This window comes from Mycobacterium sp., assembly GCF_052143115.1.
Classification (GTDB): domain Bacteria; phylum Actinomycetota; class Actinomycetes; order Mycobacteriales; family Mycobacteriaceae; genus Mycobacterium.
Genome location: NZ_JBKQTQ010000246.1, coordinates 1 through 24,690 on the forward strand (window position 1 = coordinate 1; position 24,690 = coordinate 24,690).

22 protein-coding genes and 1 riboswitch are annotated in these 24,690 nt (G+C 64.4%); of the genes, 12 read left to right on the forward strand and 10 right to left on the reverse strand.

Annotation, left to right across the window (positions count from 1 at the left end; genetic code table 11):
- The first annotated feature begins 30 nt into the window (after positions 1-30).
- The 5 genes from acuI to ACLQI9_RS23995 all read left to right on the forward strand — a co-directional run bounded on the left by acuI (position 31) and on the right by ACLQI9_RS23995 (position 7,548).
- Complete coding sequence (gene acuI / locus ACLQI9_RS23975; RefSeq protein ID WP_442377213.1) at positions 31-1,023, forward strand: acrylyl-CoA reductase (NADPH); 993 nt, start codon at positions 31-33, stop codon at positions 1,021-1,023.
- An 11-nt stretch (positions 1,024-1,034) separates the two neighbouring features.
- Positions 1,035-2,231 carry a MaoC family dehydratase gene (locus ACLQI9_RS23980; protein WP_442392301.1) on the forward strand — a complete coding sequence of 399 codons (1,197 nt, stop codon included), beginning with the start codon at positions 1,035-1,037 and terminating at the stop codon, positions 2,229-2,231.
- Between the two features lie 2 nt (positions 2,232-2,233).
- A complete protein-coding gene (locus ACLQI9_RS23985) occupies positions 2,234-3,937 on the forward strand; it encodes a class I adenylate-forming enzyme family protein (protein ID WP_442392302.1) in 1,704 nt (567 codons plus the stop codon).
- Positions 3,938-3,968: 31 nt separating this feature from the next.
- Entirely contained in the window at positions 3,969-5,129 is a 1,161-nt protein-coding gene (locus ACLQI9_RS23990) for an NDMA-dependent alcohol dehydrogenase (protein ID WP_442392303.1), read from the forward strand.
- Positions 5,130-5,520: 391 nt separating this feature from the next.
- The gene (locus ACLQI9_RS23995; RefSeq protein ID WP_442382758.1) at positions 5,521-7,548 is read left to right on the forward strand and encodes an acyltransferase family protein; all 2,028 of its coding nucleotides are present in this window, start codon (positions 5,521-5,523) and stop codon (positions 7,546-7,548) included.
- Positions 7,549-7,558: 10 nt separating this feature from the next.
- Here ACLQI9_RS23995 and ACLQI9_RS24000 read toward each other — a convergent pair whose 3' ends face one another.
- Positions 7,559-8,215, reverse strand: coding sequence for an O-methyltransferase (locus ACLQI9_RS24000; RefSeq protein ID WP_442382754.1), 657 nt, complete (start codon positions 8,213-8,215; stop codon positions 7,559-7,561).
- A gap of 168 nt (positions 8,216-8,383) precedes the next feature.
- A riboswitch (M-box (ykoK) riboswitch) is annotated at positions 8,384-8,557 on the forward strand.
- 331 nt (positions 8,558-8,888) lie between these two features.
- Between ACLQI9_RS24000 and ACLQI9_RS24005 the strand changes: the two genes are divergently transcribed.
- Positions 8,889-9,221: a hypothetical protein gene (locus ACLQI9_RS24005; protein WP_442382753.1), complete on the forward strand. Its 333-nt coding sequence runs from the start codon at positions 8,889-8,891 to the stop codon at positions 9,219-9,221.
- A gap of 135 nt (positions 9,222-9,356) precedes the next feature.
- Here ACLQI9_RS24005 and ACLQI9_RS24010 read toward each other — a convergent pair whose 3' ends face one another.
- Both ACLQI9_RS24010 and ACLQI9_RS24015 read right to left on the reverse strand, forming a co-directional pair.
- Complete coding sequence (locus ACLQI9_RS24010) at positions 9,357-10,289, reverse strand: NADP-dependent oxidoreductase (protein ID WP_442382752.1); 933 nt, start codon at positions 10,287-10,289, stop codon at positions 9,357-9,359.
- 146 nt (positions 10,290-10,435) lie between these two features.
- Entirely contained in the window at positions 10,436-11,191 is a 756-nt protein-coding gene (locus tag ACLQI9_RS24015) for a L,D-transpeptidase (protein ID WP_442382751.1), read from the reverse strand.
- 231 nt (positions 11,192-11,422) lie between these two features.
- Here ACLQI9_RS24015 and ACLQI9_RS24020 point away from each other — a divergent pair, with 231 nt between their 5' ends.
- Positions 11,423-12,067 (forward strand): cysteine hydrolase family protein, encoded by a 645-nt coding sequence (locus tag ACLQI9_RS24020; RefSeq protein WP_442382750.1) that lies wholly within the window; start codon positions 11,423-11,425, stop codon positions 12,065-12,067.
- Between the two features lie 11 nt (positions 12,068-12,078).
- Here ACLQI9_RS24020 and ACLQI9_RS24025 read toward each other — a convergent pair whose 3' ends face one another.
- From ACLQI9_RS24025 to ACLQI9_RS24035, 3 genes are all read right to left on the reverse strand, one after another.
- Positions 12,079-14,226 (reverse strand): elongation factor G-like protein EF-G2, encoded by a 2,148-nt coding sequence (locus ACLQI9_RS24025; RefSeq protein WP_442392304.1) that lies wholly within the window; start codon positions 14,224-14,226, stop codon positions 12,079-12,081.
- A 113-nt stretch (positions 14,227-14,339) separates the two neighbouring features.
- Complete coding sequence (locus ACLQI9_RS24030) at positions 14,340-14,747, reverse strand: TIGR03668 family PPOX class F420-dependent oxidoreductase (protein ID WP_442382748.1); 408 nt, start codon at positions 14,745-14,747, stop codon at positions 14,340-14,342.
- Positions 14,748-14,798: 51 nt separating this feature from the next.
- Entirely contained in the window at positions 14,799-15,560 is a 762-nt protein-coding gene (locus ACLQI9_RS24035; RefSeq protein ID WP_442382747.1) for an SDR family NAD(P)-dependent oxidoreductase, read from the reverse strand.
- Between the two features lie 77 nt (positions 15,561-15,637).
- Here ACLQI9_RS24035 and ACLQI9_RS24040 point away from each other — a divergent pair, with 77 nt between their 5' ends.
- From ACLQI9_RS24040 to ACLQI9_RS24060, 5 genes are all read left to right on the forward strand, one after another.
- The gene (locus ACLQI9_RS24040) at positions 15,638-16,099 is read left to right on the forward strand and encodes a nuclear transport factor 2 family protein (protein ID WP_442382757.1); all 462 of its coding nucleotides are present in this window, start codon (positions 15,638-15,640) and stop codon (positions 16,097-16,099) included.
- A gap of 211 nt (positions 16,100-16,310) precedes the next feature.
- Positions 16,311-17,339, forward strand: coding sequence for a S1C family serine protease (locus ACLQI9_RS24045; protein WP_442392305.1), 1,029 nt, complete (start codon positions 16,311-16,313; stop codon positions 17,337-17,339).
- A 93-nt stretch (positions 17,340-17,432) separates the two neighbouring features.
- Entirely contained in the window at positions 17,433-19,202 is a 1,770-nt protein-coding gene (gene treS, locus ACLQI9_RS24050) for a maltose alpha-D-glucosyltransferase (RefSeq protein WP_442392306.1), read from the forward strand.
- Complete coding sequence (locus ACLQI9_RS24055; protein ID WP_442382744.1) at positions 19,199-20,530, forward strand: maltokinase N-terminal cap-like domain-containing protein; 1,332 nt, start codon at positions 19,199-19,201, stop codon at positions 20,528-20,530. The genes treS and ACLQI9_RS24055 overlap by 4 nt, the downstream gene beginning before the upstream one ends.
- 69 nt (positions 20,531-20,599) lie before the next feature.
- Positions 20,600-21,280: a YoaK family protein gene (locus tag ACLQI9_RS24060; protein WP_442382743.1), complete on the forward strand. Its 681-nt coding sequence runs from the start codon at positions 20,600-20,602 to the stop codon at positions 21,278-21,280.
- Between the two features lie 66 nt (positions 21,281-21,346).
- Here the strand turns inward: ACLQI9_RS24060 and ag85C are convergent, their stop codons facing one another.
- From ag85C to ACLQI9_RS24080, 4 genes are all read right to left on the reverse strand, one after another.
- Complete coding sequence (gene ag85C, locus ACLQI9_RS24065; protein WP_442382742.1) at positions 21,347-22,339, reverse strand: diacylglycerol acyltransferase/mycolyltransferase Ag85C; 993 nt, start codon at positions 22,337-22,339, stop codon at positions 21,347-21,349.
- 252 nt (positions 22,340-22,591) lie between these two features.
- Positions 22,592-23,392: an ABC transporter permease gene (locus ACLQI9_RS24070; protein WP_442382756.1), complete on the reverse strand. Its 801-nt coding sequence runs from the start codon at positions 23,390-23,392 to the stop codon at positions 22,592-22,594.
- Between the two features lie 10 nt (positions 23,393-23,402).
- Entirely contained in the window at positions 23,403-24,224 is an 822-nt protein-coding gene (locus ACLQI9_RS24075) for an ATP-binding cassette domain-containing protein (RefSeq protein ID WP_442392307.1), read from the reverse strand.
- Positions 24,221-24,673, reverse strand: coding sequence for a MarR family winged helix-turn-helix transcriptional regulator (locus tag ACLQI9_RS24080; protein ID WP_442392308.1), 453 nt, complete (start codon positions 24,671-24,673; stop codon positions 24,221-24,223). Before ACLQI9_RS24080 ends, ACLQI9_RS24075 begins: the two co-directional genes overlap by 4 nt.
- Positions 24,674-24,690 lie beyond the last annotated feature (17 nt).

A 24,690-nucleotide genomic window follows, 5' to 3' on the forward strand; every position in this document is an offset into this window, starting at 1 on the left:
TTATCACGTTAGAAGGAGATGATTTCATCGATGTTTTCAGCAGTTTTGATCGAGAAGGGTGAGGCGGGACAGACGGTTGGGGTCACCGAGCTGGACGAGGCGCAGCTGCCGGACGGCTCGGATGACAGGGTCAGCATCGACGTCGAGTACTCCACGCTGAACTACAAGGACGGCCTGGCCATTACGGGCAAATCGCCTGTGGTGCGGAAATTTCCGATGGTTCCGGGTATCGATCTCGCCGGCGTGGTGACCGACAGTAGCCATGCCGACTGGAGCAAGGGCGACCGCGTGGTGCTCAACGGTTGGGGCGTGGGCGAGACACATTGGGGCGGCCTCGCTCAGCGCGCCCGTCTCAACGGCGATTGGCTGATACCCCTGCCATCCGCTTTCACCACCCGTCAAGCGATGGCGATCGGCACCGCAGGCTACACGGCCAGCCTTTGCGTGGACGCCCTGCTGCGGCACGGGGTGTCTCCGGATCAGGGCGAGATTCTGGTGACCGGCGCGACCGGCGGCGTCGGGACCGTCGCGGTCGCGTTGTTGAATGCGGCCGGGTTCAAAGTGGCTGCCGCGACTGGGAAGTCGTCGGAAGAGCAGTTCCTGCAGCAACTTGGCGCTGTGACGGTGTTGGACCGTGCCGAGTTCAGCGAGGCCGGCAAGCCGTTGCAGAAGGAGCGCTGGGCGGGCGTCGTCGACACAGTCGGCAGCCATACGCTGGCCAACGCCTGCGCGCAGACGCGGTATGGCGGCGCGGTTGCCGCCTGCGGCCTGGCTGGTGGCATGGACTTTCCGGCGACGGTTGCGCCGTTTATTCTGCGTGGCGTTTCGCTGCTTGGTATCGACAGCGTGATGGCGCCCAAGCAGCGACGTTTGGCGGCCTGGGAAAGACTGTCGCGCGATCTGGATGCCGGCGCTCTGGATTTGATCGCTCAGGAGATCGGACTGGGTGAGGCGATCGCCTCGGCGGGAGAACTCATGGACGGCCGAGTGCGTGGCCGCATCGTAATCGACGTCAACCGCTGACGGGAGCGCTGATGACCAAGAAGACGACTCAATCGCCAACCGCCCAACTCGATTTATCCGACGTCGATCACCGAGTGGGCAAGCCGGTGGGCGGAGGGCAGCTGTGGGATCCGTGTAGCTCATCCGACATCCGGCGCTGGGTGATGGCGATGGATTACCCCAATCCGCTGCACTGGGACGAGCAGTTTGCCCGCGACTCGAAGTACGGCGGCATAGTCGCACCGCAGTCCATCGCGGTGGCCCTCGACTACGGGCACGGCGCCGCGCCGGCGTGCGTGGGCCATATTCCCAACAGCCACTTGATCTTCGGCGGCGAGGAATGGTGGTTCTACGGCTGTCCGGTACGGCCCGGGGACAAGTTGTTCCAGGAGCGCCGGTTCCACGACTACAAGGTGACCGAAACGAAATTCGCCGGCCCGACGATGTTCTCCCGCGGCGACACCGTCCACACCAACCAGTACGGCACCTTGGTGGCGCGCGAACGTTCCACCGCGATCCGCTATCTGTACGAAGAAGCGACCAAGCGCGGGATGTTCGAAAATCAGCTTGGCGAGATCAAACGTTGGACCCAAACCGAGCTCGAGGCAGTCGAGCGGCTCCGGCGTGAGTGGCTCGAGTCCAACCGCATGGGCATCTCGCCGCGCTTCGACGAGGTGAAGGTTGGCGACACATTGCCTCGTCGGGTGATCGGCCCGCACAGCATCGCCAGCTTCACCACCGAATACCGGGCGTTCCTGTTCAACATCTGGGGCACCTTCCAATGGGTGGCGCCGCCGGGTATCAACGATCCGTGGGTCTATCAGGATCCAGGCTGGGGCAAGGACTTCGCGTTCGACGAAGAAGACGCGAAGATCGATCCGCGCAAGCGCGACGGACTCTACGTCGGCCCATCGCGCGGGCATATCGATGCCGAGCGGGCCAGCGAAGTCGGCATGGCGCGCGCCTATGGTTACGGCGCGACAATGGGCGCGTGGTGCACCGACTATCTCGCGTATTGGGCCGGCCACGACGGGATGGTGCGCCACTCGAAGGCCGACTTCCGTACACCCGCGTTCGAGGGCGACGTGACCTATTTCGACGCCGAGATCGTCGACAAGCAAGCGGAGTCGACCTGGGGTGTGCCTCTCGTACAGGTGAAGGTGCGCCTGACCAACCAGAACGGAGAAATGCTGGTGGGCTGCACGGCCGAGGTTGAACTGCCGTTATAGCCATGGTCGACGGTACGGGTTCGCAAGCCGCACAGGAGCTTTCCACAGTATTCGGTCCACCGCTATCCGAGGAGCCTGGGCTGGGGGCGCTCACGCTGGCAGGTTTCCTGCGCGAAGTGACGCAGATGTACGGCGAGCGTGAGGCGCTGGTGTGGCGCACCGCCGACGGCGTCACACGCTGGACCTACTCGCAGCTTTGGGAACGCGCGATCGAGGTGGCGCGTGCGTTGCGCCGGTGTGGCTTGGGCAAGGACGCCCGCGTCGGTGTGCTGATGACGAACCGGCCGGAATGGCTTGCCGCGGTGTTCGGTACGGCGCTGGCCGGCGGGGTGGCCGTCACGCTCAGTACGTTTTCTACGCTGCCCGAATTGGATTACCTGATCCGGGCCTCCGCCGTGTCGGTGCTGTTGTTCGAGCGCAAGGTGCTGTCGAAGGACTTCGCTGCCATTCTGGGCGAGCTGGAACCGGCGATCGGCACGTCGCGGCCGGGCGCACTGGAATCGGCGAGATACCCATTTCTGCGCCGGCTCGCACTACTGGGTGAACCGCTGCCGGGCATCGAAGCCTGGGACGAGTTTCTGGCGCACGGCCGCTCGGAGCCCCGCGCGGTGGTCGAGGCGACCGCCGCCGCGGTGCTTCCTAGCGATGCCGCGGTGTTGTTCTTCTCGTCTGGCTCCACCAGCAAGCCGAAGGGCGTCCTCAGCGCGAATCGCGGGGTGTGCATCCAGCTGTGGCGCTTCCGGCGCATGTACGGTTTCAGCCCGGATGACCACGTTCGAGGGTGGACCGCCAACGGCTTTTTTTGGTCAGGCAATTTCACGATGGTGCTTGGTTCAACATTGGCCAGCGGCGGGGCGCTCGTCTTGCAATCGATGTTCGACGCCGCCGAAGCGCTCGAACTCATGCAGGCCGAACGGGTGAGCTTTCCGTTCGCCTGGCCCCACCAGTGGGCCCAGCTAGAAGGCGCACCCAACTGGGATCGGGTGGATTTGAGCAGTGTGAGGTTCGCGGATTTCAAGACCCCGATCGCCCACCATCCCACGGTGTCGGGCGAGTGGTACGAGCCGGGACACGCCTACGGTAATACCGAAACATTCACGATCACAACAGGTTACCCGGCCAACACTCCGCGTCAAGTCCATGCGGACAGCTTCGGAGTAGTACTGCCCGGTGTGACGCTGAAGATCACGGATCCGCTTACCGGCGGCGTCCTGCCACGCGGCGAGGCAGGCGAGATCAGCGTCAAGGGACCCACGCTGATGCTCGGCTATATCGGCACTCCACTTGACGAGACTCTTGACGACGAGGGGTTTTTCCCTACGGGCGACGGTGGCTATCTCGATGGTGCCGGCCGACTCTACTGGCAAGGCAGGCTCACCGACATCATCAAGACCGGCGGTGCCAACGTCTCGCCACGCGAAGTCGACGAGGCCCTTATGGAGCACGCCGGAGTCAAGGTTGCGCAGACCGTCGGCGTTCCACACCAAACGCTCGGCGAGGTCGTTGTCGCCTGCGTGGTGCCGCACGATGACGTAATCCTCGACACCGAGCAGTTTCTGGCGTTCCTGCGGCAGCGATTGGCGAGCTACAAGGTGCCGCGCCATGTGCTGTTTTTTGGCCAGAACGAAGTGGCGCTGACGGGCAATGCCAAAATCAAGGCCGGCGAGCTTCGGGAACTAGCGGCCAAGCGGCTGGCCGGCAACTGAGCCCGGCCGGCCCACCATCAAGGAGGTTGCAATGAAGTGTCGTGCCGCTGTGCTGCGCGGGGTCGGCGAGGAGTGGGAGATCCGCGAGGTGGAGCTCGACCCGCCACGCGACGGTGAAGTCCTGGTGCGCATGGCTGCTGCCGGCGTTTGCCACTCCGACGACCATCTGATCACCGGCGACGTGGTGCCCACCCCCGAGGTACTGGCCGCAACCGGTATGCCCGCACCGGACTGGTTCCCGTTGCTCGGCGGTCACGAAGGCGCCGGTGTCGTCGACGAGATCGGACCGGGCGTGACGACGGTGCGGCCGGGCGACCACGTGGCGATGTCATTCATTCCGGCTTGCGGTAATTGCCGGTTTTGCGTCAACGGTCAGAGCTACATCTGCGATTCCGGCGCGAGCCTGTTCGTGCGAGAGATGCCCACCGACGGAACGTGCCGCCGGCATCTCGGCGACGAAAACCTCTTGGCCTATGGTCAGCTCGGCACGTTCGCGGAATATGCGGTGCTGACGGAAAGGTCCGTCATCAAGATCGACGACGCGATCCCGTTCCATGCCGCCTCACTCGTCTCGTGCGGTGTCAGCACCGGTTGGGGCTCGGCGACGGTCTCGGCAGGCACCGAGCCCGGCGACACCGTCGTCGTCATCGGGACCGGCGGTGTCGGAATGAACGCCCTGCAAGGAGCGCGCGCGGCTGGCGCAACCTATATCATTGCGGTAGATCCGGTTGAGTACAAACGTGATTCGTCCAAGATCTTCGGCGCCACGCATGCCGTCGCCACCGCTGAGGATGCGATACCACTGGTGAAAGACATCACCGCCGGCGTGATGGCCGACCGCGTCATCTTGACTCCTGGTGTTCTGCACGTGGACTTGATCGCGTCGGCGATGACTCTGCTTCGCAAGGGCGGGACGTGCGTCGCCACCGGCATCACCCCTTATAGTGAGCCCTTGGTTCCGCTGATCCTGCAGGAGATGGTGCTCTCGGCCAAGCAACTCAAGGGAGTGCTTTACGGCGGGATGAATCCGCGCACCAGCGTGCCGAGGCTGTTGTCGATGTACCAGGCCGGCGTGGTAAAACTCGACGAGCTGGTCACCCGGCACTACCAGCTCGACCAGATCAACGAAGCGTTCACGGACCTGCGCGAAGGACGCAACATTCGCGGCATCATCGATTTCGCCGGCCTTTAAAGCCGAAAGGCATCGGGCCGATTCGAAGTGACGCCGAAGGGGCAGAAGTTTACGAGCTCGACCATGGTTTCGGAGACTGTGGTTGATGACCTGGCCACGACCGGGGCCATCAGGCGACGTACGGTCGGGAACCCACACTGGGCGCCGACGCGGAAGCCGCCCACGGCTCGGCATAGTTCAGCCTCGCCGCGTCGTGTCTTCCGCTGATGCGGTCTGGGCGCACCTAAACTGACGGCTTAATCGGCAGGGAGGGCATCGACGTATCGGCGGCAACTACGGCACCGGCCGGGCGAGCGGTCGGAGCGCTGCGAAGGTGAGCACGGGACCGGCCGGGGTCTACCCCGCGCCGGTTCGCTGTGATAGGCGACCCCGATGGATTGCTGCGCCGCAGCTGGGCCGCCTCGCCACCACCAGAAGTAGCGACGGTGACGGAAAATCAACGCGCCGTCCCGGTATTCCCGCGCTGGATGGTGTGCGTGCGGTCGCAGTCGCGCTGGTGCTCGCAGGCCATGGTGGCATTCCCGGCATGGGGGGTGGATTCCTCGGTGTCGACGTATTTTTCGTACTCAGCGGTTTCCTGATCACTTCGCTGCTACTTGACGAACTGGGCCGAAGCGGTCGTATTGATCTGGGCGACTTCTGGATTCGGCGTGCCCGGCGGCTGCTACCCGCATTGGTGCTCACGGTGTTGACCGTGGCTGTCGGGCGTCAATTCTTCTCGCCCGAAGCCGTTGCCGGGTTGCGCAATGAAGCCGTCGCCGCTTTCTTCTGGGTAGCCAACTGGATGTTTGTCGCCGACAAGACCGACTACTTCAGCCAGGGTGCTCCGCCGTCGCCGTTGCAGCACGCATGGTCGCTCGGTGTCGAGGAGCAGTACTACATCGTCTGGCCGCTCCTGCTTGTCGCGGTGGCGATGGCGCTGGCCGCACGGGCACGTCGCCGGCACGGGTGGGCCACCCTGGGCGGAGTCCGCTTGACGGTGTTCCTGCTGGCCACGCTCGGCGCCATCGCGTCCGCTGCGGCCGCCATCCTGCTCGCGTCCGACGCCGCTCGTGACCGGGTCTACTTCGGCACCGATACCCGAGCACAGGCGCTGTTGGTGGGTGCCGCGGCGTCGGCGCTGCTGGTGAGCGACTGGTCGTCGCTGAACCGTGGGTGGTCGCTGATCCGGTCCCGGTGCCGCAGATGGACCGCTCGGGTGCTGCCGGTGATCGGCCTGGCGCTGTTGGGGGCGGCCGCCCACTACGCCACCGGCAGCGCTCGCGAGTTCCGCGACGGGCTGCTGATTGCGGTCGCACTCGCGGCGGTGCTGGTCATCGCGCCGGTAGCGCTCGACCAGCGCGGGCCCGTCGCCGCCGTGCTGGCCTGGGGTCCTCTGGCGTGGCTGGGCACCATTTCCTACGGCGTCTATCTCTGGCACTGGCCGATCTTTCTGGTGCTCAACGGCGAGCGGACCGGCTGGTCTGGGCTCTCGTTGTTCGGTGTCCGGTGCGCCGCCACACTCGCGGTGTCCACCGCGTCGTGGTGGCTGATCGAGCGGCCCATCCGGAGGTGGCGGCCGGTGTGGGTGCCGCTGTTGCCGCTGGCCGGGGCCACCGCCGCGACCGCCGCCGCGGTGACGATGCTGGTGGTTCCGGTCGGCCCCAGGCCCGGCGCCGGGCCGCTGGCGGGCAGCCTGCCTCCTGGCGTGTCGTCGGTCGCGGTCGTTTCGCCGTCTCCGCCGAAAGAAGCCCGACCGGCGCGCGCCGTCGCACAGCGCGATCCGCGGCGGCCATTCACCGTGTCGGTCTTCGGCGACTCGATCGGCTGGACGTGGATGCACTTCCTTCCGTCGACGCCGGGATTCGATTTCATCGACCACACCGTCATCGGCTGCAGCCTGGTGCGCGGCGGCCCATACCACTATCTCGACCAAACCTTGGATCAGAAAAGCGAATGCGAGTCGTGGCCCAGCAGGTGGAGATCAGAGATCGCCGTCGACCGGCCGGACGCGATCCTGCTGATCGCCGGCCGCTGGGAAACGGTCGATCGAGTCAACGAGGGAAGATGGACCCACATCGGCGAACCGGCGTTCGACGCCTATCTGACCAGTGAGTTGCGGCAGGCGGTGGACATCCTCAGCTCCAGCGGAGCCCCACTGACCGTTACTAACCTGCCATACAGCCGGCGCGGTGAACAGCCGGATGGGACCTTGTATCCCGAGGATCAACCCGACCGGGTGAAGAAGTGGAATATGTTGTTGGGCAGGACTATTGGACATCGTGCAGGTGTGCGGATACTCGACTTGAACAAGAAGCTTTGCCCGGAGGGCGTGTACACCGCCAAGGTCGATGGGATCCAGGTGCGAAGCGACGGCGTCCACTTGACCGACGAAGGCGTGAAGTGGCTGACGCCGTGGCTCGAGAAATCGTTGCGATAGCGGGCAGCTACTAGCCGACGCGACAGCTGATTTCCATGCTGTCGCTCTCACGGGCGGCGAAATTGACGCTCACATAGCCGTTCTCGGCGTTTCGGACGTAATCGAGGTAGGGCTTCGCGTCTGACATCTCCGTGTTGTCGGCGACGACGAGGGCTCCCGCCGACAGATGTGATTGGAGCAGCTTGATCACCGGGAGGTACAGCTCCTTCCACCCGTCGAGCAACACGAAACCGACCGGTCCGTCCAGACCGGCAAGTGTAGAAAGCGCGTCGCCTTCCAGGATGGTGATCAGGTCGTCCAACCCGGTTTCGACGAAAGTCTGCTTCGCAGCGGCGATCTTGTCCGCGCTGAGCTCAGTGGTCACCACTCGGCCGCTACCGTTGTCGCGTACCGCCGCGGCCAGATGAAGCGCTGAAATACCAAACGACATACCGAATTCCACGATGGTTGCTGGACGAGTTGCCCGCACCAACGAGTACAGCAGCCGGCCGGCCTCCGGCGTAACCGGGATGTAGAACGTGCTCATCGCGTCGGCGCGTTCCTGTGCGGTTCTGGCCGTAGACATCGCACTTCGCATGTCGCGCAACCGCGGCGTCTGTTCCCTCGCCTCGGTGTACATCCGGTCAAGGGCTGCTGCGACTCGGTGATCCTGCAGTGTGGTGGACATACCGTCGAGCCTAGGCGGCGCCGACCGCAAGTTGTGTGTTCCCTGCGGCTGGCGACACGTGACGCACCCTCGCCGTTAGCGTTCTGATCTGCACTGACGCGCGGGTGACCGCAAATTTTTTTCCAATAATGTTTGACCTGCACCGCTTCCGGTGCCAGGATGGGCTTGCAAGCACCTCGGTAGGTGAGGCGTCTGCACGGATACAGGCCACTGACCCCGAACGTCGAGAGACGCCCCGGGTCAGGACAGCTCTTCCCGGACCAAGGGTTGAGCCCAAGTGGCTTCCGGATGGAACTCCGGATACGCCGTGCAGTGCCGAAGCTCCGACGAGAGGGGTGCGCCGCCGTCGGCGTCGAATCCTTCATGTGTGCGCAACTGGGTGACACCCCCGTGTGTCCTGGCCGTGAGGAGGTGATGGGCGAGATGAGTCCGTGCGACAGTCCGCATCCGTATTCGAAGTTCGTTTCGTCCCGATCCGGTCGCGGCATTGCTTCTGCTGCCTGAGCCTTTCTCGGACACGACTTCTGTTGTGCCTGTGCGCAATTGGCGCGCAGTGTATGAGGCGCGTCCGAATTCGCTCGGCGGTCGAAATGACTTGTGGTAGTCGGTCGGGTTCCCCGACAGGAGACGATCATGGAATTTGTTGTTACACAGCCAGATCGAGGGTGCAGTGATGGCCAGGCCTAACCCCGAGCGCCAGATTCACCGGGCCTGCGGAGACGTCCGTGCAGCCCTGCTCGATGCACTGGAGCTGCTCTCGGAAAGCACCGTCCCCCGCGCCGGCTGCGACGACATGTTCAGGGCCTTCAGCGACTTAGGGCGTATCCAGCGTCAAGTCGCCGTTGCGCTGCATGCCACCAACCTGCTCGACCAGATGGTGGGCCTTCCGGCAGAGCAGCGTCCGCCCTGGTCGTATTACCGCAGCCGGATTGGCAAGAAGCCGTTATTTGTCGTGAATTCCGCCGACGATGATCGCGGCCTCGATGGGCGGGCATCCGCCTCCTAGCGAGGACCACCAACCACTGCCGACACGTTCGAGCCGAGCACTCTGAGCGGCTGATACCGCCGCGTGGGTGTGCCGTGTCGCGCGGTGAATGCGCCTACGCGGAGCCGCCGTGTCTGCACTTTTCCTGACCGAAACTCACGGCAGCAGGACGATCTTGCCGCGGGTGTGCCGCCGCTCGAGATCTTCGTACGCATCGGCGACCCGGTCGAGAGGATAGGTGGCGGCGACGTCGAAATCGATTGTGCCAGAAACGATCAAGTCGGCGATTTCGCTCAGCACCGCCGGTGTCGACGCTTCGGCGCTACCTTCGGTCTTCGCGCCGACCTCGGCGGCTTTCTGGAAGGAGATGATGGTATCGACGCGCTGCGGCGGCACGCCGAGGTCGACGGCGAGCTGAACATAGTCCGGTCCGAACAGATCGATGAACGCATCGATGCCATCCGGTGCGGCATCGCGCAGTCGTTGGGCTAACCCGTCGCCGTATTCGACCGGGACGACACCGTGAGCGCGCAGCCACTCGGCGTTGCCTGCCGACGCGATACCCAGCACGCGGACATCGCGCAGCGCCAACAACTGCACGACCAGGCTGCCGACTCCGCCGGCCGCGGCCGAGACCGCGACCGTCTCGCCCGGCTGCGGCGCCACCGAACGAACCGCGGCGTATGCCGTCGCAGCGACGACGTAGAGAGACCCGGCGGCTTCCCAGCTCAGCTGGGGCGGCTTATGGATCAGCTGATCAACCGGGACAGCGGTGTGAGTGGCATGGCTGGACCGCTGAAAGCTGAACACGAGCACCTCGTCTCCGACAGCGAAATCGCTGACCCCGTCGCCGACCTCGACGACAACACCGGCCAGGTCACTGCCTTCGCCGGAGGGAAACGTGGCGGGGAATTGCTCATGCATCGCGCCGGTGCGAATGGCCGCCTCGCCGGGATTGATCCCGGCGGCGCGAACCTCGACGAGCACCTCGCCCGCACGGGGAACTGGCATGTCAATATCGGCGATGTACAGCACATCGCGCCCGCCGTAACGATCGAAACGGACCGCGCGCGCCTTTGTAGCTGTCATGCTGATCTCCCTCTCCTGGCACCGTTCCTCGGGCCGTCTGTAGGCGCAAACTCAACGGCCCGCCCGTGTCTTCCACGAGCGAGTGTGACCGTCGCCACAGCGACCCCGGTTCGTCGGCACCGCCGGTATGACGTCAGACGACGCGGCTACGCGACCACGTTGATCGGGTCACCAACATGAACGGTGTCGAAGTACCACGCGGCATTGTCCGGACTGAGGTTGATGCAGCCGTGGCTGACGTTGGCGTACCCCTGTGAGTCCACCGACCAGGGAGCCGAATGTACGTAGACACCGCTCCAGGTCACCCGGACGGCGTACGAGGCGACGATGTCGTATCCCTCCGGCGAGCTCAGCGGGATCCCGATCGTCCGCGAATCCATGCGGACAGTGCGCTCCTTGGACAGCGCGCTGTAGTTGCCCATCGGCGTCGGGCGGGTCGGTTTACCCATCGACGCCGGCATCGTGCGCAGCACTTCGCCGTTCTGGCTCACGGTAAAAGTGTGCTGTGAGATGCTGGCGACACCGACCAGCTCGTCGCCGGTGTCGAAGCCAGTTGACAAGGCGTGGACCGTAACACCGATGTGGCTGTGGGCAGGCCAGTAGCCGTCGGGAATCCATTGCACGACGTTGTTGTCGACCCAATCGAACCGCCCGGTCATGTGGTTCGGGGCCGTGATCTTGATAGCCCGTTCGGCGGCCGCCCGGTCACTGACTGGCCCGGTGAATGTGACGATCACCGGGTGTGCCACACCGACCACCGCGCCGTTCGCCGGCTGGATCGAGGCGACGCCAACGGTCGGGTTCGGGGGCGCGATCGCTGCCGTGCTCGAGGCGCCCGATCCCGCCATGGCCAGCACGGCAACTGCTGCCGCAAGCCATCCATATCGAACCGCTCTACGCACGGTGTCCACCCTCCGAGATGGTGCAAGCCCGAAGCGCTTACATTCTGTATCTCCAATATGTACCCTATCCGGCGCTCAGCAAACGGATCGTGAAATAGGCAAGTCGCAATTAGCTGAGCAACATCCATTAACGTGCCCGTTCGGCGATGCAAAAGAGTCCGTAACGTGATCTGAAACTCGTCCAGTTACTTGCAAATTGGCAAGCGCAGATCGCTGTGTTACACCAAACGCATGACCGATCCGTACACGCAGCCGCGGCCCGGTTCGGCGGCACTGGTCCTGATCGACGTCCAACGCGACTTCTACGCCGACGACGCTCCGCTGCCCATCGAGGGCACCAAGACGGCCATCCCGGCCATGGCGAGGTTGGCAACCGAATTTCGTGACCGCGCACTGCCGATCGTGCACGTCGTGCGGCTCTACCGTGCAGACGGGTCGAACGCCGACCTGGTGCGCAAACAGGCGATCGAAAAGGGTGCGCGCTACGCGGTCCCCGGCAGCGCCGGCTCCCAGATCGCCGAGGGGTTGTTGCCCAATCCTGTTGAGCTGGACCATGAATTGTTGCTCAGTGGCGAACTCCAGCAGGTCGGTCCGCGCGAACACGTAATCTACAAGCCGCGGTGGGGCGCGTTCTACCAGACCAAGCTCGAACAGCATATTCGCGACACCGGCAGTGACACACTGATTTTCGCCGGTTGCAATTTCCCGAACTGCCCGCGTACGTCCATCTACGAGGCCTCTGAGCGCGACTTCCGAATCGTGCTGGTATCGGATGCGTTGTCTGGGATCGATGACCGAGGCGTCAAGGAATGCCGGGCAATAGGCGTCGATGTTCGCGACCTGTCGGCGACGCTGGATTGGCTGCGTCAGGGATAGAGCCCCACCCGTCAGTCCGTGGATTTCACCCGGGCAGCAGCGGATTCCGGCATGGGTTCGTACCGGGCGAAGGCGCGGGTGAACGACGCCGCCCCGTGTGACAGCGACCGCAAGTCGATGGCGTAACGGGTCAGCTCGACCTGCGGCACTTCGGCCCTCACCAGAGTGCGGTCGTTGCCGGCGGTGTCGGTACCCAGCACCCGGCCGCGACGCCCGGACAGGTCGCCCATCACCGCGCCGACCAGATCGTCGGGTATCAGCACCGAGATCTCGTCGATCGGCTCGAGCAGGGTCACCTTGGTCGCGGCCGCCGCCTCCTTCAGCGCCAACCCACCGGCCATCTGGAAGGCGAAATCCGACGAGTCGACGCTGTGCGCCTTGCCGTCGCGCAGTGTGACGCGGATGTCGACCACCGGGTAACCGGCCTGCACGCCCTTTTCCATCTGAGCGCGCACCCCCTTTTCCACGCTCGGGATGAACTGCCGCGGTACCGAGCCTCCGACCACCTTGTCGAGGAACTCGAAACCCGACCCTTCCGGTAGCGGCTCCACTTCGACGTCGCAGACGGCGTATTGGCCGTGTCCGCCGGACTGCTTGACGTGCCGGCCGTGGCCTTTTGCCTTGCCGCCGAACGTTTCCCGCAGGGGGACCCGCAGCTCGACGGTGTCCACCGCGACGCCGTACCGATTCGCCAGCGCGTCGAGTACCACGCCGGCGTGCGCCTCACCCATGCACCACAGCACAACCTGATGCGTCTCCGGATTCTGCTCGATTCGCAACGTCGGGTCCTCGGCAGCCAACCGCCCCAACCCGACCGACAGCTTGTCCTCGTCGGTCTTGGCGTGTGCCTGGATGGCTACCGGCAGCAGCGACTCCGGCATGCTCCACGGTTTGAGCACCAGCGGTTCGGCCTTGTCCGAGAGCGTGTCCCCGGTTTCCGCGCGGCTGAGTCGGCCGATCGCGCACAGGTCGCCGGGCAGCACCACCGACGCGGGCCGCTGTTGCTTGCCCAGTGGGAAGGACAGCGCGCCGATGCGTTCGTCCTCGTCGTGGTCGGCGTGGCTGTTGCCGACTCCGTTTGACGAGCCGAAGAAAGACGAGAAATGGCCCGACACATGAACCGTCGTGTCGGGCCTGATGGTCCCGGAGAACACCCGGACCAGGCTCAGCCTGCCGACGTAGGGGTCTGACGTCGTCTTCACCACCTCGGCCAGCAATGGCGAGTCGGAGCCGCAGGTCACCTTGGTGAACGCGGCACCCTGCGGTGTAAACACCTCGGGCAGCGGGTGTTCCGCCGGGGACGGGAACCCGCGGGTAGCGACCTCCAGAAGCTCGAGCGTGCCGACGCCGCTGCTGCTGCAGATCGGAATCACCGGGAAGAAGGAGCCACGGGCGACTGCTTTCTCCAGATCGTCGATCAACACCGACTCGTCAATCTTTTCGCCGCCGAGATAACGCTCCATCAGTGACTCGTCTTCGGATTCCTCGATAATTCCCTCGATCAGCGTGCCGCGTGCTTCTTCGACCTGATCGGCGTAAGACGAATCCGGCGAATGGGTGGTCCGCTTGCCGTCCTGGTACTCGTAGTGCGTCTGCGATAGCAGCCCGATCAACCCGCTGCCGGCGGGCAGATACAGCGGTAAAACCTTGTCGCCGAACGCATTCTGCGCTGTCAAGAGGGCATTCTGATAGTTGGCCCTGGCGTGGTCGAGTTTGGTGATCACCACCGCCCGGGGCATCTCGACCTGGCTGCACTCCTGCCAGAGCGACTTGGTCGGTTCGTCGACGTCTTCGTTGGCTGCGATCACGAAGAGAGCGCAATCCGCTGCTCGCAGTCCCGCCCGCAGCTCGCCGACGAAGTCGGCGTAGCCGGGAGTGTCGACGAGGTTGACCTTGACGCCCTCATGCAGCAGCGACGCCAAGGCGAGACCAACGGACCGCTGCTGGCGAATCTCGGCCTCGTCGTGATCACAGACCGTGGTGCCGTCGGCGATGCAGCCGGGCCTGGACAGCACACCGGAGGCGACCAGAAGGGCCTCGACGAGGGTGGTCTTTCCGCCGCCGGACGGGCCTACCAGCACCACGTTCCGTACGGCGGTCGGATCAGCCACGGCAGGAGCGGCTCCTGCGCTTTGGGAACTGTTGGACTTGTCTGCCATGACCTGTCTCTCCTCATACCCGGCGCCATCGTGATGTGTGTCACTTTTCTCTTAGCGCCCGCGCAGCACAAGGGTGAACGGGCGGTGAACCCATTCCCACGCGTCAGCGGTACTCAGGCGTGCCAGCTGCGCCAGCGCTGGACCGCTATCGCAATCACCGGGCCGTTCAGCGGAACCGTTTGATACTGGGCATATTTCGCGCGTAAAAGGTCGTGCCCGGCGTGCAGGGCATTGCCGTCGTGGTGTATCGCAGCGATACCGTCGATCCGGACCCACCACAACTGCGTCCAGTCGTCGGCGTAGTGGTCGACCAGCAGACTCACCAGCGGATGTCGTTCGATATTGGCCAGCCGGCGCAGCCGCTGGGTGGTCTTGGGCTTCGCGTCTACAGCGGTGTAGACGACGTCGTCGCGAAGCGCAAACACCACTGGCACCAGGTGCGGCGTGCCGTCCGAGGCGACGGTGCCCAGGCGGGCTACCGGCGCACTCGCGAAGCTGGCCCTGGGGTCGAAGTCGACCACAACGCCGAGCCTAGAGGCCGCAACAAGGCTGCAAAGAGGCGGCAAAAAAACTTAGGTGATCGTCAGGCCGCCGTCGACGACGATGGTCTGCCCGGTGACGTAGCCCCCGGCCGCTGATGCCAGCCAAACGGCGGTGGCGGCCAGTTCGCGCGGGTCGCCCAAGCGGCCCAGCACCAGGCGATGCGCCTGGCTCTCCAGATAGCCGGGCTTGTACTCGTCGGTCATCTCGGTCCGAAAGAATCCCGGCGCCAGCGCGTTGACCCGAATTCCCTTGCGGGAGCCCCACTGCTGGGCGAGATCTCGGGTGAGCCCCATGATCGCGGCCTTGCTCGCGCTGTAGGCGGCCTGCGGCAGATCGGCGGTGGTGATCCCCAAGACGCTGGCGATATTGATGATCGAACTTCCCGGTTGCATGACCCGCCCGCAGGCCTGTGCCACCCAGTAAGCGCCGTTGAGGTTGACGTCGATCACCGAGCGGAACTGCTCGGGCGTCTCTCGGGTGGCCGGCTGGGCGGATCCCACACCCGCGTTGTTGATCAGGATGTCGACTCGGCCGAATGTCTGGATCGCGGAGTCGACCAGCGCCTGGCATTGCTCGGGCACGCTGACGTCGGTGGCCACCGGTAGCGGCTTGCGGCCGGCGGCTTCGACGAGCGCGGCAGTCTCGGCCAACCTGTCGACGCGGCGCGCACCCAACACGACGTCGGCGCCGGCCTCGGCGAAGGCCTGAGCGAACGCCACACCGAGCCCCGACGAGGCACCGGTCACGATCACGACTTTGTCGTCAAGTCGGAATGAATCAAGCACGCCCATGCAAAAGACACCTTTGCTGTCGAGTTGCCGTCCACAGAACTATGAAGCTATACCGCCGGCCATTACCGTTGATGAGCATGTCGGCCGAGACGCAGATCGCCAACCTGCTGTACCGCTACGCCGAATGCATGGACAGCGGCGACTTCGCCGGGGCGGCGGCACTCTTCGAGCACGCTCGCCTGCGGGTCGGCGGAGGCGGTGACGGCACTATCGGTGCGGCCACCATGCTGGGGATCTGGACGTCCACGGTGATGCTGTACCCCGACGGCACACCGCGCACCAAGCACATCGTCACCAACCCGATCATCGAGGTCGACGAGACCGCAGGCACCGCCACGTGTCGCAGTTACTACACGGTGATGCAGCACACCGACGACTTCCCGTTGCAGCCCATCGTCGCTGGCCGCTACCACGACCGGTTCCAGCGTGTCGACGGGCGGTGGCGGTATTCCTTCCGTGTCTACTCCCTAATGGACATGGTCGCCGACGTCAGCCATCACCTGAGCCGACCGATCGCGTCGATCGGTGGAACCGCCTGATCAGCGCCCATGTGATGGGACCAGTCCGGGCATGCTTCCAGCCCGTGTGGTGGCCGCCGATCATCCAGCAAACCGGGAAGCAACCGATGGGCCGGGATGCCCGGCGCCCAAACCCCGGTTACGGTGTAGTGAACAAAATCGCGCGGGGGTGCCCCGACGCTGCCACAATCCGAGCTTGAATCGGGCTGGAACCTATGCAGGAGGTAACGGAATGAGCGAATCGCACCGCCGCAGACCGCGGCGGTCATCGTGGTTGCTCAGTCTGATAACAGTCGGAGGGCTGGTCCTGGGCATAGCGCCCGCGCACGGGTCCCCATCGATACCGCCGCCGCCGCAGGACGCCTTGGCGGCTGTCTCGCGGGTGGGCCCGACGATCGTCGATGTCGACGCCCAGCTGGCATACCAGAGCGCGGTGGGCGCCGGAACCGGCATTGTGATCGGTCCTAGCACGGTGCTGACCAACAACCACGTGGTCGCCGGCGCGACCACTCTCACCGTGAGGTCCATCGGCAACGGTCAGACGTTCCCGGCGACGGTGATCGGCTTCGACCGCAAACATGACATCGCGGTATTGCAGCTCGCCGGAGGCGGACTGCAGCCTGCCAACATCGGCAACTCCGACACGGTTACCGTCGGCCAACCGATCGTCTCGATGGGCAACGCCGGTGGTGCCGGCGGAACACCTAGCGCAGTGGAAGGCCGCGTCATCGGACTGCACCAGACCGTATCGGCATCCGACGCGTTGACCGGCAGCACGGAGACGCTGAACGGGTTGATCCAGGTCGACGCGGGAATACGCCCGGGCGACTCCGGTGGGCCCACCGTCAACGAGGCTAACCAGGTGATCGGCCTGAACACCGCCGCGACCGAAAACTTCCACCTGGGCCGCGGGCAAGGTTTCGCGATTCCGATCAATGAGGCGATGGCCATCGCCGGGCAGATTCAGCGGGGTGGGGGGTCCCCGACGGTGCACATCGGTCCGACGGCATTCCTCGGTGTCGGTGTCAACGACGCTGCCGGTGGCGCGGGTGCCGTGGTCAGGCAGGTGATTCCGACCGGTCCTGCCGCCGGTGCGGGGTTCGCCCCGGGAGATGTGATCACCTCGATCAACGGTCAGCCCGTCAACTCGGCTACCGCGCTGACGAACATTCTCGATCAGCACCACCCCGGCGAAAGCGTCATGGTGGGGTTGGGGGGTCGCACCGCCAACGTGACTCTGGGGGATGGTCCGCCGGGCTGACCTGCGCACCGCAGCTCACCGGGCTGTGTTCAATTCGTTTGGCGTGCAAATGGTTTGCGATGGCACACCTCGGGTACGTGTAACATCGTGGACTTGACGAGCGACAGAGACGATAACGTCGAGCACGATCCCGCAGGGGGAAGTCGGGTTGAAGCCGGCGTCGTCGAACATCCCAGTGCCGACGACTTCGCCGACGCCCGCGAACTGCCCGCTGACTCAACCTGGTTCAAACACGCGGTTTTCTACGAAGTGTTGGTCAGGGCGTTCTACGACTCCAACGCTGACGGATTCGGTGACCTGCGTGGCCTGACCGAACGCATCGACTACCTGCAATGGCTGGGCGTCGACTGCATTTGGCTGCCGCCGTTCTACGACTCACCGTTGCGCGACGGCGGCTACGACATCCGCGACTTCTACAAGGTGCTGCCGGAGTTCGGCACCGTCGATGACTTCGTCGAGCTCCTCGACGCTGCGCACCGGCGGGGCATCCGGGTCATCACTGACCTGGTGATTAACCACACGTCGGATTCACACCCGTGGTTCCAGGAGTCGCGCCGCGACCCCGACGGGCCATACGGCGACTACTACGTGTGGAGCGACAGCAGCGACAAATACGCCGACGCGCGGATCATCTTCGTCGACACCGAAGACTCAAACTGGACGTTTGACCCCGTTCGCCGCCAGTTCTACTGGCACCGGTTCTTCGACCACCAGGCGGATCTGAACTACGACAACCCCGCGGTTCAGGAGGCGATGCTCGACGTCATGCGGTTCTGGCTGGACCTGGGTATCGACGGGTTCCGGCTGGACGCAGTGCCCTACCTGTTCGAACGTGAGGGCACCAACTGCGAGAACCTGCCCGAAACGCACGCGTTCCTCAAGCGCGTCCGCAAGGTCGTCGACGACGAATTCCCAGGTCGGGTGTTGCTTGCCGAGGCAAATCAGTGGCCAAGCGATGTCGTCGAGTATTTCGGCGACCCCGAAACCGGTGGCGATGAATGCCACATGGCATTTCACTTTCCGCTGATGCCGCGCATCTTCATGGCGGTCCGGCGCGAATCGCGTTTCCCGATCTCGGAGATCATGGCGCAGACACCGCCGATCCCGAAGATGGCGCAGTGGGGCATCTTCCTGCGTAATCACGACGAGCTGACCCTGGAAATGGTCACCGACGACGAGCGCGACTACATGTACTCCGAATACGCCAAGGACCCACGGATGAAGGCCAATGTGGGTATCCGCCGCCGGCTGGCTCCGCTGCTCGAGAAAGACCCCGACCAGATCGAGCTTTTCACCGCGTTGCTGCTGTCGCTGCCCGGCTCCCCGGTCATCTACTACGGCGACGAGATCGGTATGGGCGATGTCATCTGGCTCGGCGATCGCGACGGGGTGCGCACCCCGATGCAATGGACTCCGGACCGCAACGCCGGCTTTTCGACGGCCAATCCCGGTCGGTTGTACGTGCCACCCAGCCAGGATCCGGTCTACGGTTACCAAACCGTGAACGTAGAGGCCCAACGCGACACCTCGACCTCGCTGCTCAACTGGACGCGCACCATGCTGGCGGTGCGGCGCAGGCACGAGGCATTCGCGGTCGGTACGTTCGAGGAAATGGGCGGTTCCAACCCGTCAGTACTGGCCTACGTGCGCGAAGCCGACGACGATGTCGTGCTTTGTGTCAACAATTTGTCGCGTTTCCCGCAGCCCATCGAATTGAACCTCCAGCACTGGAGCGGCTACACGCCGGTCGAACTGACCGGACAGGTCAAGTTCCCGCCCATCGGCCAACTGCGGTACCTACTGACGCTGCCAGGACACGGGTTCTACTGGTTCGAGCTGGCCGAGTCAGACGAGACGCAATGAACTTGCCGTGGTCTGAATGGCTTCCGCAGCAGCGCTGGTATGCGGGGCGAGGCCGGGAAATCGCCGCCGCGCAGCCGGGCCACGTGGTCGCGTTGCGCGACGGTCTTGACCTGGTACTCGTCGACGTCGCCTACACCGACGGTTCGGCGGAGCGCTATCAGGTGATCGTCAGCTGGGACACTCCGCCGGTCCCCGAGTACACCACCGTCGCCACCATCGGCGCCGACAACGATCACACCGGCTATGACGCACTGTATGACCCGCCGTCGGCGCAATTCCTGCTATCCCTGATCGACACGTCCGCGGATCGCTCCGATGTGGCATTCGTCAAGGAGCCGAAGGTCACCCTGCCGCTGGACGCGTCGCCACGGGTGTCGGACGCCGAGCAGAGCAACACCAGCGTGATCTTCGAGCGAGACGCCATCCTGAAGGTGTTCCGCCGCGTCAGCGCCGGTGTCAATCCCGATATCGAGCTGAATCGGGTGCTCGGCCGGGCCGGCAACCCGCATGTGGCACGGCTGCTCGGCAGCTACGAGCTGACCACGCAGGGCCCTGATGACAATGCCGAGACCTACTGTCCGCTCGGCATGGTGACCCACTATGCGGCGAATGCGGCTGAGGGTTGGGCGATGGCCACTGCAAGTGTCCGCGATCTGTTCGCGGAGGGTGACCTGTACGCCCACGAGGTCGGCGGGGACTTCGCCGGCGAGTCGTACCGGCTCGGTGAAGCCGTCGCATCCGTGCACGCCACGCTCGCCCAAGCCCTCGGCACGTCGCAAGCCCCCTTCCCGGTCGACACCATGCTCGCGCGGTTGTCGTCGACGGTTGCGGTGGTGTCCGAGCTCGAGCAGTATGCGGCGACGATCGAGCAGCGTTTCCAGAAGCTGGCGGAGCAGCAGATCACCGTGCAACGGGTGCACGGTGATCTGCACCTCGGGCAGGTGCTGCGCACACCGGAGTCCTGGCTGCTGATCGACTTCGAAGGTGAGCCCGGGCAGCCGCTGGACGAGCGCCGCGCGCCGGATTCGTCGTTGCGGGATGTGGCCGGTGTGCTGCGCTCCTATGACTACGCAGCCTACGGACCGTTGGTCGACCAGTCCGCCGACAAGCAGCTCGCCGCGCGTGCCCGAGAGTGGGTGCAGCGCAACCGTACTGCGTTCTGTGACGGCTACGCGGCCGCATCCGGCATCGACCCGCGTGATTCGGCGCTGCTGTTGGCGGCCTACGAACTGGACAAGGCGGTCTACGAGGCGGGCTATGAGTCTCGGCATCGTCCCGGTTGGTTGCCGATTCCGCTGCGGTCCATCGCCAAGTTGACGGCTAATTGATTCTCGAGCGGCGATTGAATCGCGCTCGGCAAGGGGGCGCACGCCGCGGCGGTCTGAAAGCATGTGCTCATGCTGCGTGAGACATTCGACAGTGAGGCGCGGTTGTCGTGGGTGCTGGCAGCGCTGGCCGGCGTGCTGGGTGCCACGGCATTCACCCACTCAGAGGGATACTTCGTGACATTCATGACCGGGAACGCACAACGTGCCGTGCTGGGCTACTTCCGGGGCGCCGCGTGGCTGTCGGTGACGGCCGGCCTGCTCATGCTGTGCTTCGTCGCCGGCGTGGTGCTTGCGTCAGTGTGCAGGCGGCATTTCTGGGTGGCGCATCCGCATGGACCGACCGTGCTCACGACCTTCAGCCTGATAGCCGCCACGGTGGTGGACGTCGTCGATGAGGGGTGGGAAGCAAATCTGGTCGACTTCGCGCCGATCATGTTGGTGGTCTTCGGCGTTGGTGCTTTGAACACGTCGTTCGTCAAGGATGGCGAGGTGTCGGTGCCGTTGAGTTATGTGACCGGCACGCTGGTCAAGATGGGGCAGGGCATCGAACGCCACATCGCGGGCGGAAGTGTGTCGGATTGGCTCGGCAACTTTTTGCTCTTCGCCAGCTTCGTGTTGGGCGCCGCTTTAGGCGGCTGCATCAGCTTGGTGGTCAATGGGACCGGCATGCTGATAGCCGCTTCGGTGGTGTGCGCGTTGACAACCGGATACACCTATTTCCACCAGGACCGTCGCGCCCTGCTGGATTAGCGCCCGTAGAAAAAACATCGGCAGCAGCGCCGGGGGCGCGCTGCTGCCGATGTGTCGGAGGGTATGTCAGGTGGCGGCTTGAGCAGCGCTCAGCGTCCGCTGGATGTCGGGCTTCATGGCGACCAGTTGCTGGTTCCAGTAACCCCAGTCATGCGTCCCATTGGGCGGGAAGTTGAACGTGGCGTTGTTGCCACCCGCGGCCACGTAGTTGTCGCGGAAGGTTTCGTTGGTGCGCAGCGTGAAACTCTCCAGGAACTTGGCCGGCATGCTGTCGCCACCAAGGTCGTTCGGAGTTCCGTTACCGCAGTAGACCCAGATGCGGGTGTTGTTTTGCACCAGTCGAGGGATCTGGACCATCGGGTCGTTGCGCTTCCACGCCGGGTCGCTCGTCGGACCCCACATGTTGGTGGCGTTGTAACCGCCCGCGTCGCCCATCGCCAGACCGATCAGCGTCGGCCACCAGCCCTCGGACGGGTTCAAAAAGCCCGACAGCGATCCCGCGTACGAGAACTGCTGCGGGTAGTACGCGGCCAGGATCAACGCGGAGTTACCCGACATCGACAGGCCCACCGCGGCATTGCCGTTCGGTGAGATGCCCCGGTTGGCCTGCAGGTACTGCGGCAGCTCTCTGGTCACGAAGGTTTCCCACTTGTACGTCTGGCAGCCGGTTTTGCCGCACGCCGGCTGGTACCAGTCGGTGTAGAAGCTGGACTGTCCGCCGACCGGCATGATCACCGACAGGCCGGACTGGTAGTACTCCTCGAACGCGGGAGTGTTGATGTCCCAGCCGTTGTAGTCGTCCTGAGCGCGGAGACCGTCGAGCAGGTAGACCGCGTGCGGCCCGCCGCCCTGGAACTGCACCTTGATATCGCGGCCCATCGCCGCGGACGGTACTTGCAGATACTCGACCGGCAGGCCCTTCTTGGAGAACGCCCCCACGGTCGCCGAGCCGCCGATAGCACCGACCAGGCCGGCCAGCAAGGCCGCCCCAACAGTCGCGATTGCGAGTCGACGCGGCAAACGCCCCGCCGCGCCGCGCAACTTCTCACCGAACTTCATAGCTCCTACCCATCCCAACTTTCATTTGCCGCATTAGGCGGTCGAATAGCTGTCGGACGCAGTCAAACACAGCGCGCGGCCTACTCCCGTTTGTCGCCGCGGGGTGTGACGTCGCGGTTGGCTAACGATTAAGCCTCGGCGCGGACTCGAAGATAACGATTGTGAATCGTTGGCCCCGCGACCTCGTCAGTAGCCCGGCCGCAATGGAATTCGGCAGGGGCGTAGCCATTTACCGGGTGGACGATTCCTGGGCTAGGTAACCAGGCGTCGCAATAGGGTTGACGCAGTGACGATTCCGAGCATCGCGGCAACCACTAACACCGCGATGTCCGCGGGGTGGAACGCAGTGCCGATCAGCATCGCCCGTAACGCGTCGACTTCGTAACTGAGCGGGTTGACCTTGCTCAGCACATGCAGCCATGCAGGCATCACATCGACGGGGTATAGCGCGTTGGACGCGAAGAACAACGGCATCGTGATGGCTTGACCGATGCCCATCAGCCGATCGCGACTGCGGACCAGCCCGGCCAAGGTCATCGACAGGCACGCGAAGAAGGCCGCACCCAGCATGACGATGCCCATCGCCCCCAGGATCCGCAGCGGATTGATGGTCAGCCCAACGCCCATCAGATAGGCGAGCGCCAATACGCCGACGACCTGCGCCACCGATCGCACGCCCGCCGCAAAGGATTTACCCGTGATCAGCGCAGATGCCGGCGCAGGCGTCACTATGAGTTTGGCCAGGATGCCCGCGTCGCGGTCCCAGATGATCTGTATGCCGTAGAAGATCGAGATGAACAGCGCCGACTGCGCGATGATGCCCGGCGACAGGAAGGCCAGATACGACACCGATCCGGTGTTGATCACGTGCAAACGGCTGAACGTGGTACCGAAGATCAACAGCCACAGCGCCGGCTGCACCATCCTGGTGACCAGCTCCGTGCGGTCGTGTTGCAGCTTCTGCAGTTCGACGATCGCGGACGCCCCGACGCGACCCACCGTTGCGACGCAGCGTTGCCAGCCACGGGGGGCGCGGACCAGAGTTACCTCGATAGGGTGTTGGTCAACCGGCACGACGGGCGACCTTTCTGCTGGAACGGATTTCACGGAGAGACCCAGAAGCTTCTGTCTGCTGCGACAGATCGGATGCCGCGTAGTGCCGGAACACGTCCTCGAGCGTCGCCCCAGGCGACACCGTCGATTTCAACTTCGTGGGCGTTCCGACGGCCCGCAACTCACCGCGATGCATCAACGCCACCCGATCGCAGAGCGCGTCGGCCTCTTCCATGTAGTGGGTAGTCAGGAGAACGGTCATACCGAACTGGGATTGCATGCTCTGCACCTGCCTCCAGACGCTGTCTCGGGCAATGGGATCCAGCCCGACGGTGGGCTCGTCGAGAACCAGCAGCGATGGGCGGTTGACAAGCGCTTGCGCCACCTCGAGCCGGCGCACCATGCCGCCGGAGTAGGTCCCCGCCATCCGGTTGGCCACGTCGAGTAGCTCCATCGCGGCCAGCGCCTGCTCGACGCGTTCGGCGCGCTGGGCGCTGGGCACGCCATATAGTCGCGCGAACCACTCCACGTTCTGTTTGCCCGTCAGTGCGGGCTCGATTGAAAGCTGTTGTGGCACATAGCCGATATTGCTTCGGATGTCGGCTGTCTGGTGACGTGAGTCCAACCCGAAGATGCGCAGCTGACCGTGCTGGACCGGCGTCAGCGTGGTGAGCATGCGCACCAAGGTGGTTTTACCGGCCCCGTTGGGCCCGAGCAGGCCCATGGTCTCACCGGGCCGCACCTGCAGCGTCACGTCATCGACGGCGGTGAACTTGCCGTAGCGATAGGTCAGGTGCTGGCAGTCGATGGCCGGGGGTAGCAATTCGCTCATGATCGGCGCTCCTGGAGTAGTCGTGTCATCGTGTCGAGAACCTCCAATCCCTTTGCCAGAGATTCGATTTGGTCGTCGTCTAGTTCGGCTAGTACATCGGACAGCAGCGCTCGGCGCGCGGCCCTGGATGCGTCGACGATCTGCTGGGTGGGCTCGGCGAGTGTCAGTTCGCCGACACGGCGGTCGGTGGCACCGACGCTGCGGGTGAGGAAGCCGCCGGATACCAGCTTGGAGACCAGCGTCGAGGCGGTGTTGGCCACCAATCCGAGTTCGGCAGCGGCGGCGGTGACCGATATCCCCGGCCGGCGGCCCACCAACCAGAGCAGCTCCGACTGCGACTCAGTGAGTCGCGCGGAATCGAGACCTCGGCCGACGGACCTTCGAAGTTGGCGGCGAAATCTCCCGACTACCCGGAAAACTTCGGCGGCTAAATCGGTGCTTACCTGCACCTACCCAACAATACCTC

Excerpts from the sequence above, each read along its gene's own strand:
- acuI (WP_442377213.1), top strand. The coding sequence starts at position 31 with ATGTTTTCAGCAGTTTTGATCGAGAAGGGTGAGGCGGGACAGACGGTT.
- ACLQI9_RS23980 (WP_442392301.1), top strand. The coding sequence starts at position 1,035 with ATGACCAAGAAGACGACTCAATCGCCAACCGCCCAACTCGATTTATCC.
- ACLQI9_RS23985 (WP_442392302.1), top strand. The coding sequence starts at position 2,234 with ATGGTCGACGGTACGGGTTCGCAAGCCGCACAGGAGCTTTCCACAGTA.
- ACLQI9_RS23990 (WP_442392303.1), top strand. The coding sequence starts at position 3,969 with ATGAAGTGTCGTGCCGCTGTGCTGCGCGGGGTCGGCGAGGAGTGGGAG.
- ACLQI9_RS24000 (WP_442382754.1), bottom strand. The coding sequence starts at position 8,215 with ATGTCCACCACACTGCAGGATCACCGAGTCGCAGCAGCCCTTGACCGG.
- ACLQI9_RS24005 (WP_442382753.1), top strand. The coding sequence starts at position 8,889 with ATGGCCAGGCCTAACCCCGAGCGCCAGATTCACCGGGCCTGCGGAGAC.
- ACLQI9_RS24010 (WP_442382752.1), bottom strand. The coding sequence starts at position 10,289 with ATGACAGCTACAAAGGCGCGCGCGGTCCGTTTCGATCGTTACGGCGGG.
- ACLQI9_RS24020 (WP_442382750.1), top strand. The coding sequence starts at position 11,423 with ATGACCGATCCGTACACGCAGCCGCGGCCCGGTTCGGCGGCACTGGTC.
- ACLQI9_RS24025 (WP_442392304.1), bottom strand. The coding sequence starts at position 14,226 with ATGGCAGACAAGTCCAACAGTTCCCAAAGCGCAGGAGCCGCTCCTGCC.
- ACLQI9_RS24035 (WP_442382747.1), bottom strand. The coding sequence starts at position 15,560 with ATGGGCGTGCTTGATTCATTCCGACTTGACGACAAAGTCGTGATCGTG.
- ACLQI9_RS24040 (WP_442382757.1), top strand. The coding sequence starts at position 15,638 with ATGTCGGCCGAGACGCAGATCGCCAACCTGCTGTACCGCTACGCCGAA.
- ACLQI9_RS24045 (WP_442392305.1), top strand. The coding sequence starts at position 16,311 with ATGAGCGAATCGCACCGCCGCAGACCGCGGCGGTCATCGTGGTTGCTC.
- ACLQI9_RS24055 (WP_442382744.1), top strand. The coding sequence starts at position 19,199 with ATGAACTTGCCGTGGTCTGAATGGCTTCCGCAGCAGCGCTGGTATGCG.
- ACLQI9_RS24060 (WP_442382743.1), top strand. The coding sequence starts at position 20,600 with ATGCTGCGTGAGACATTCGACAGTGAGGCGCGGTTGTCGTGGGTGCTG.
- ag85C (WP_442382742.1), bottom strand. The coding sequence starts at position 22,339 with ATGAAGTTCGGTGAGAAGTTGCGCGGCGCGGCGGGGCGTTTGCCGCGT.
- ACLQI9_RS24075 (WP_442392307.1), bottom strand. The coding sequence starts at position 24,224 with ATGAGCGAATTGCTACCCCCGGCCATCGACTGCCAGCACCTGACCTAT.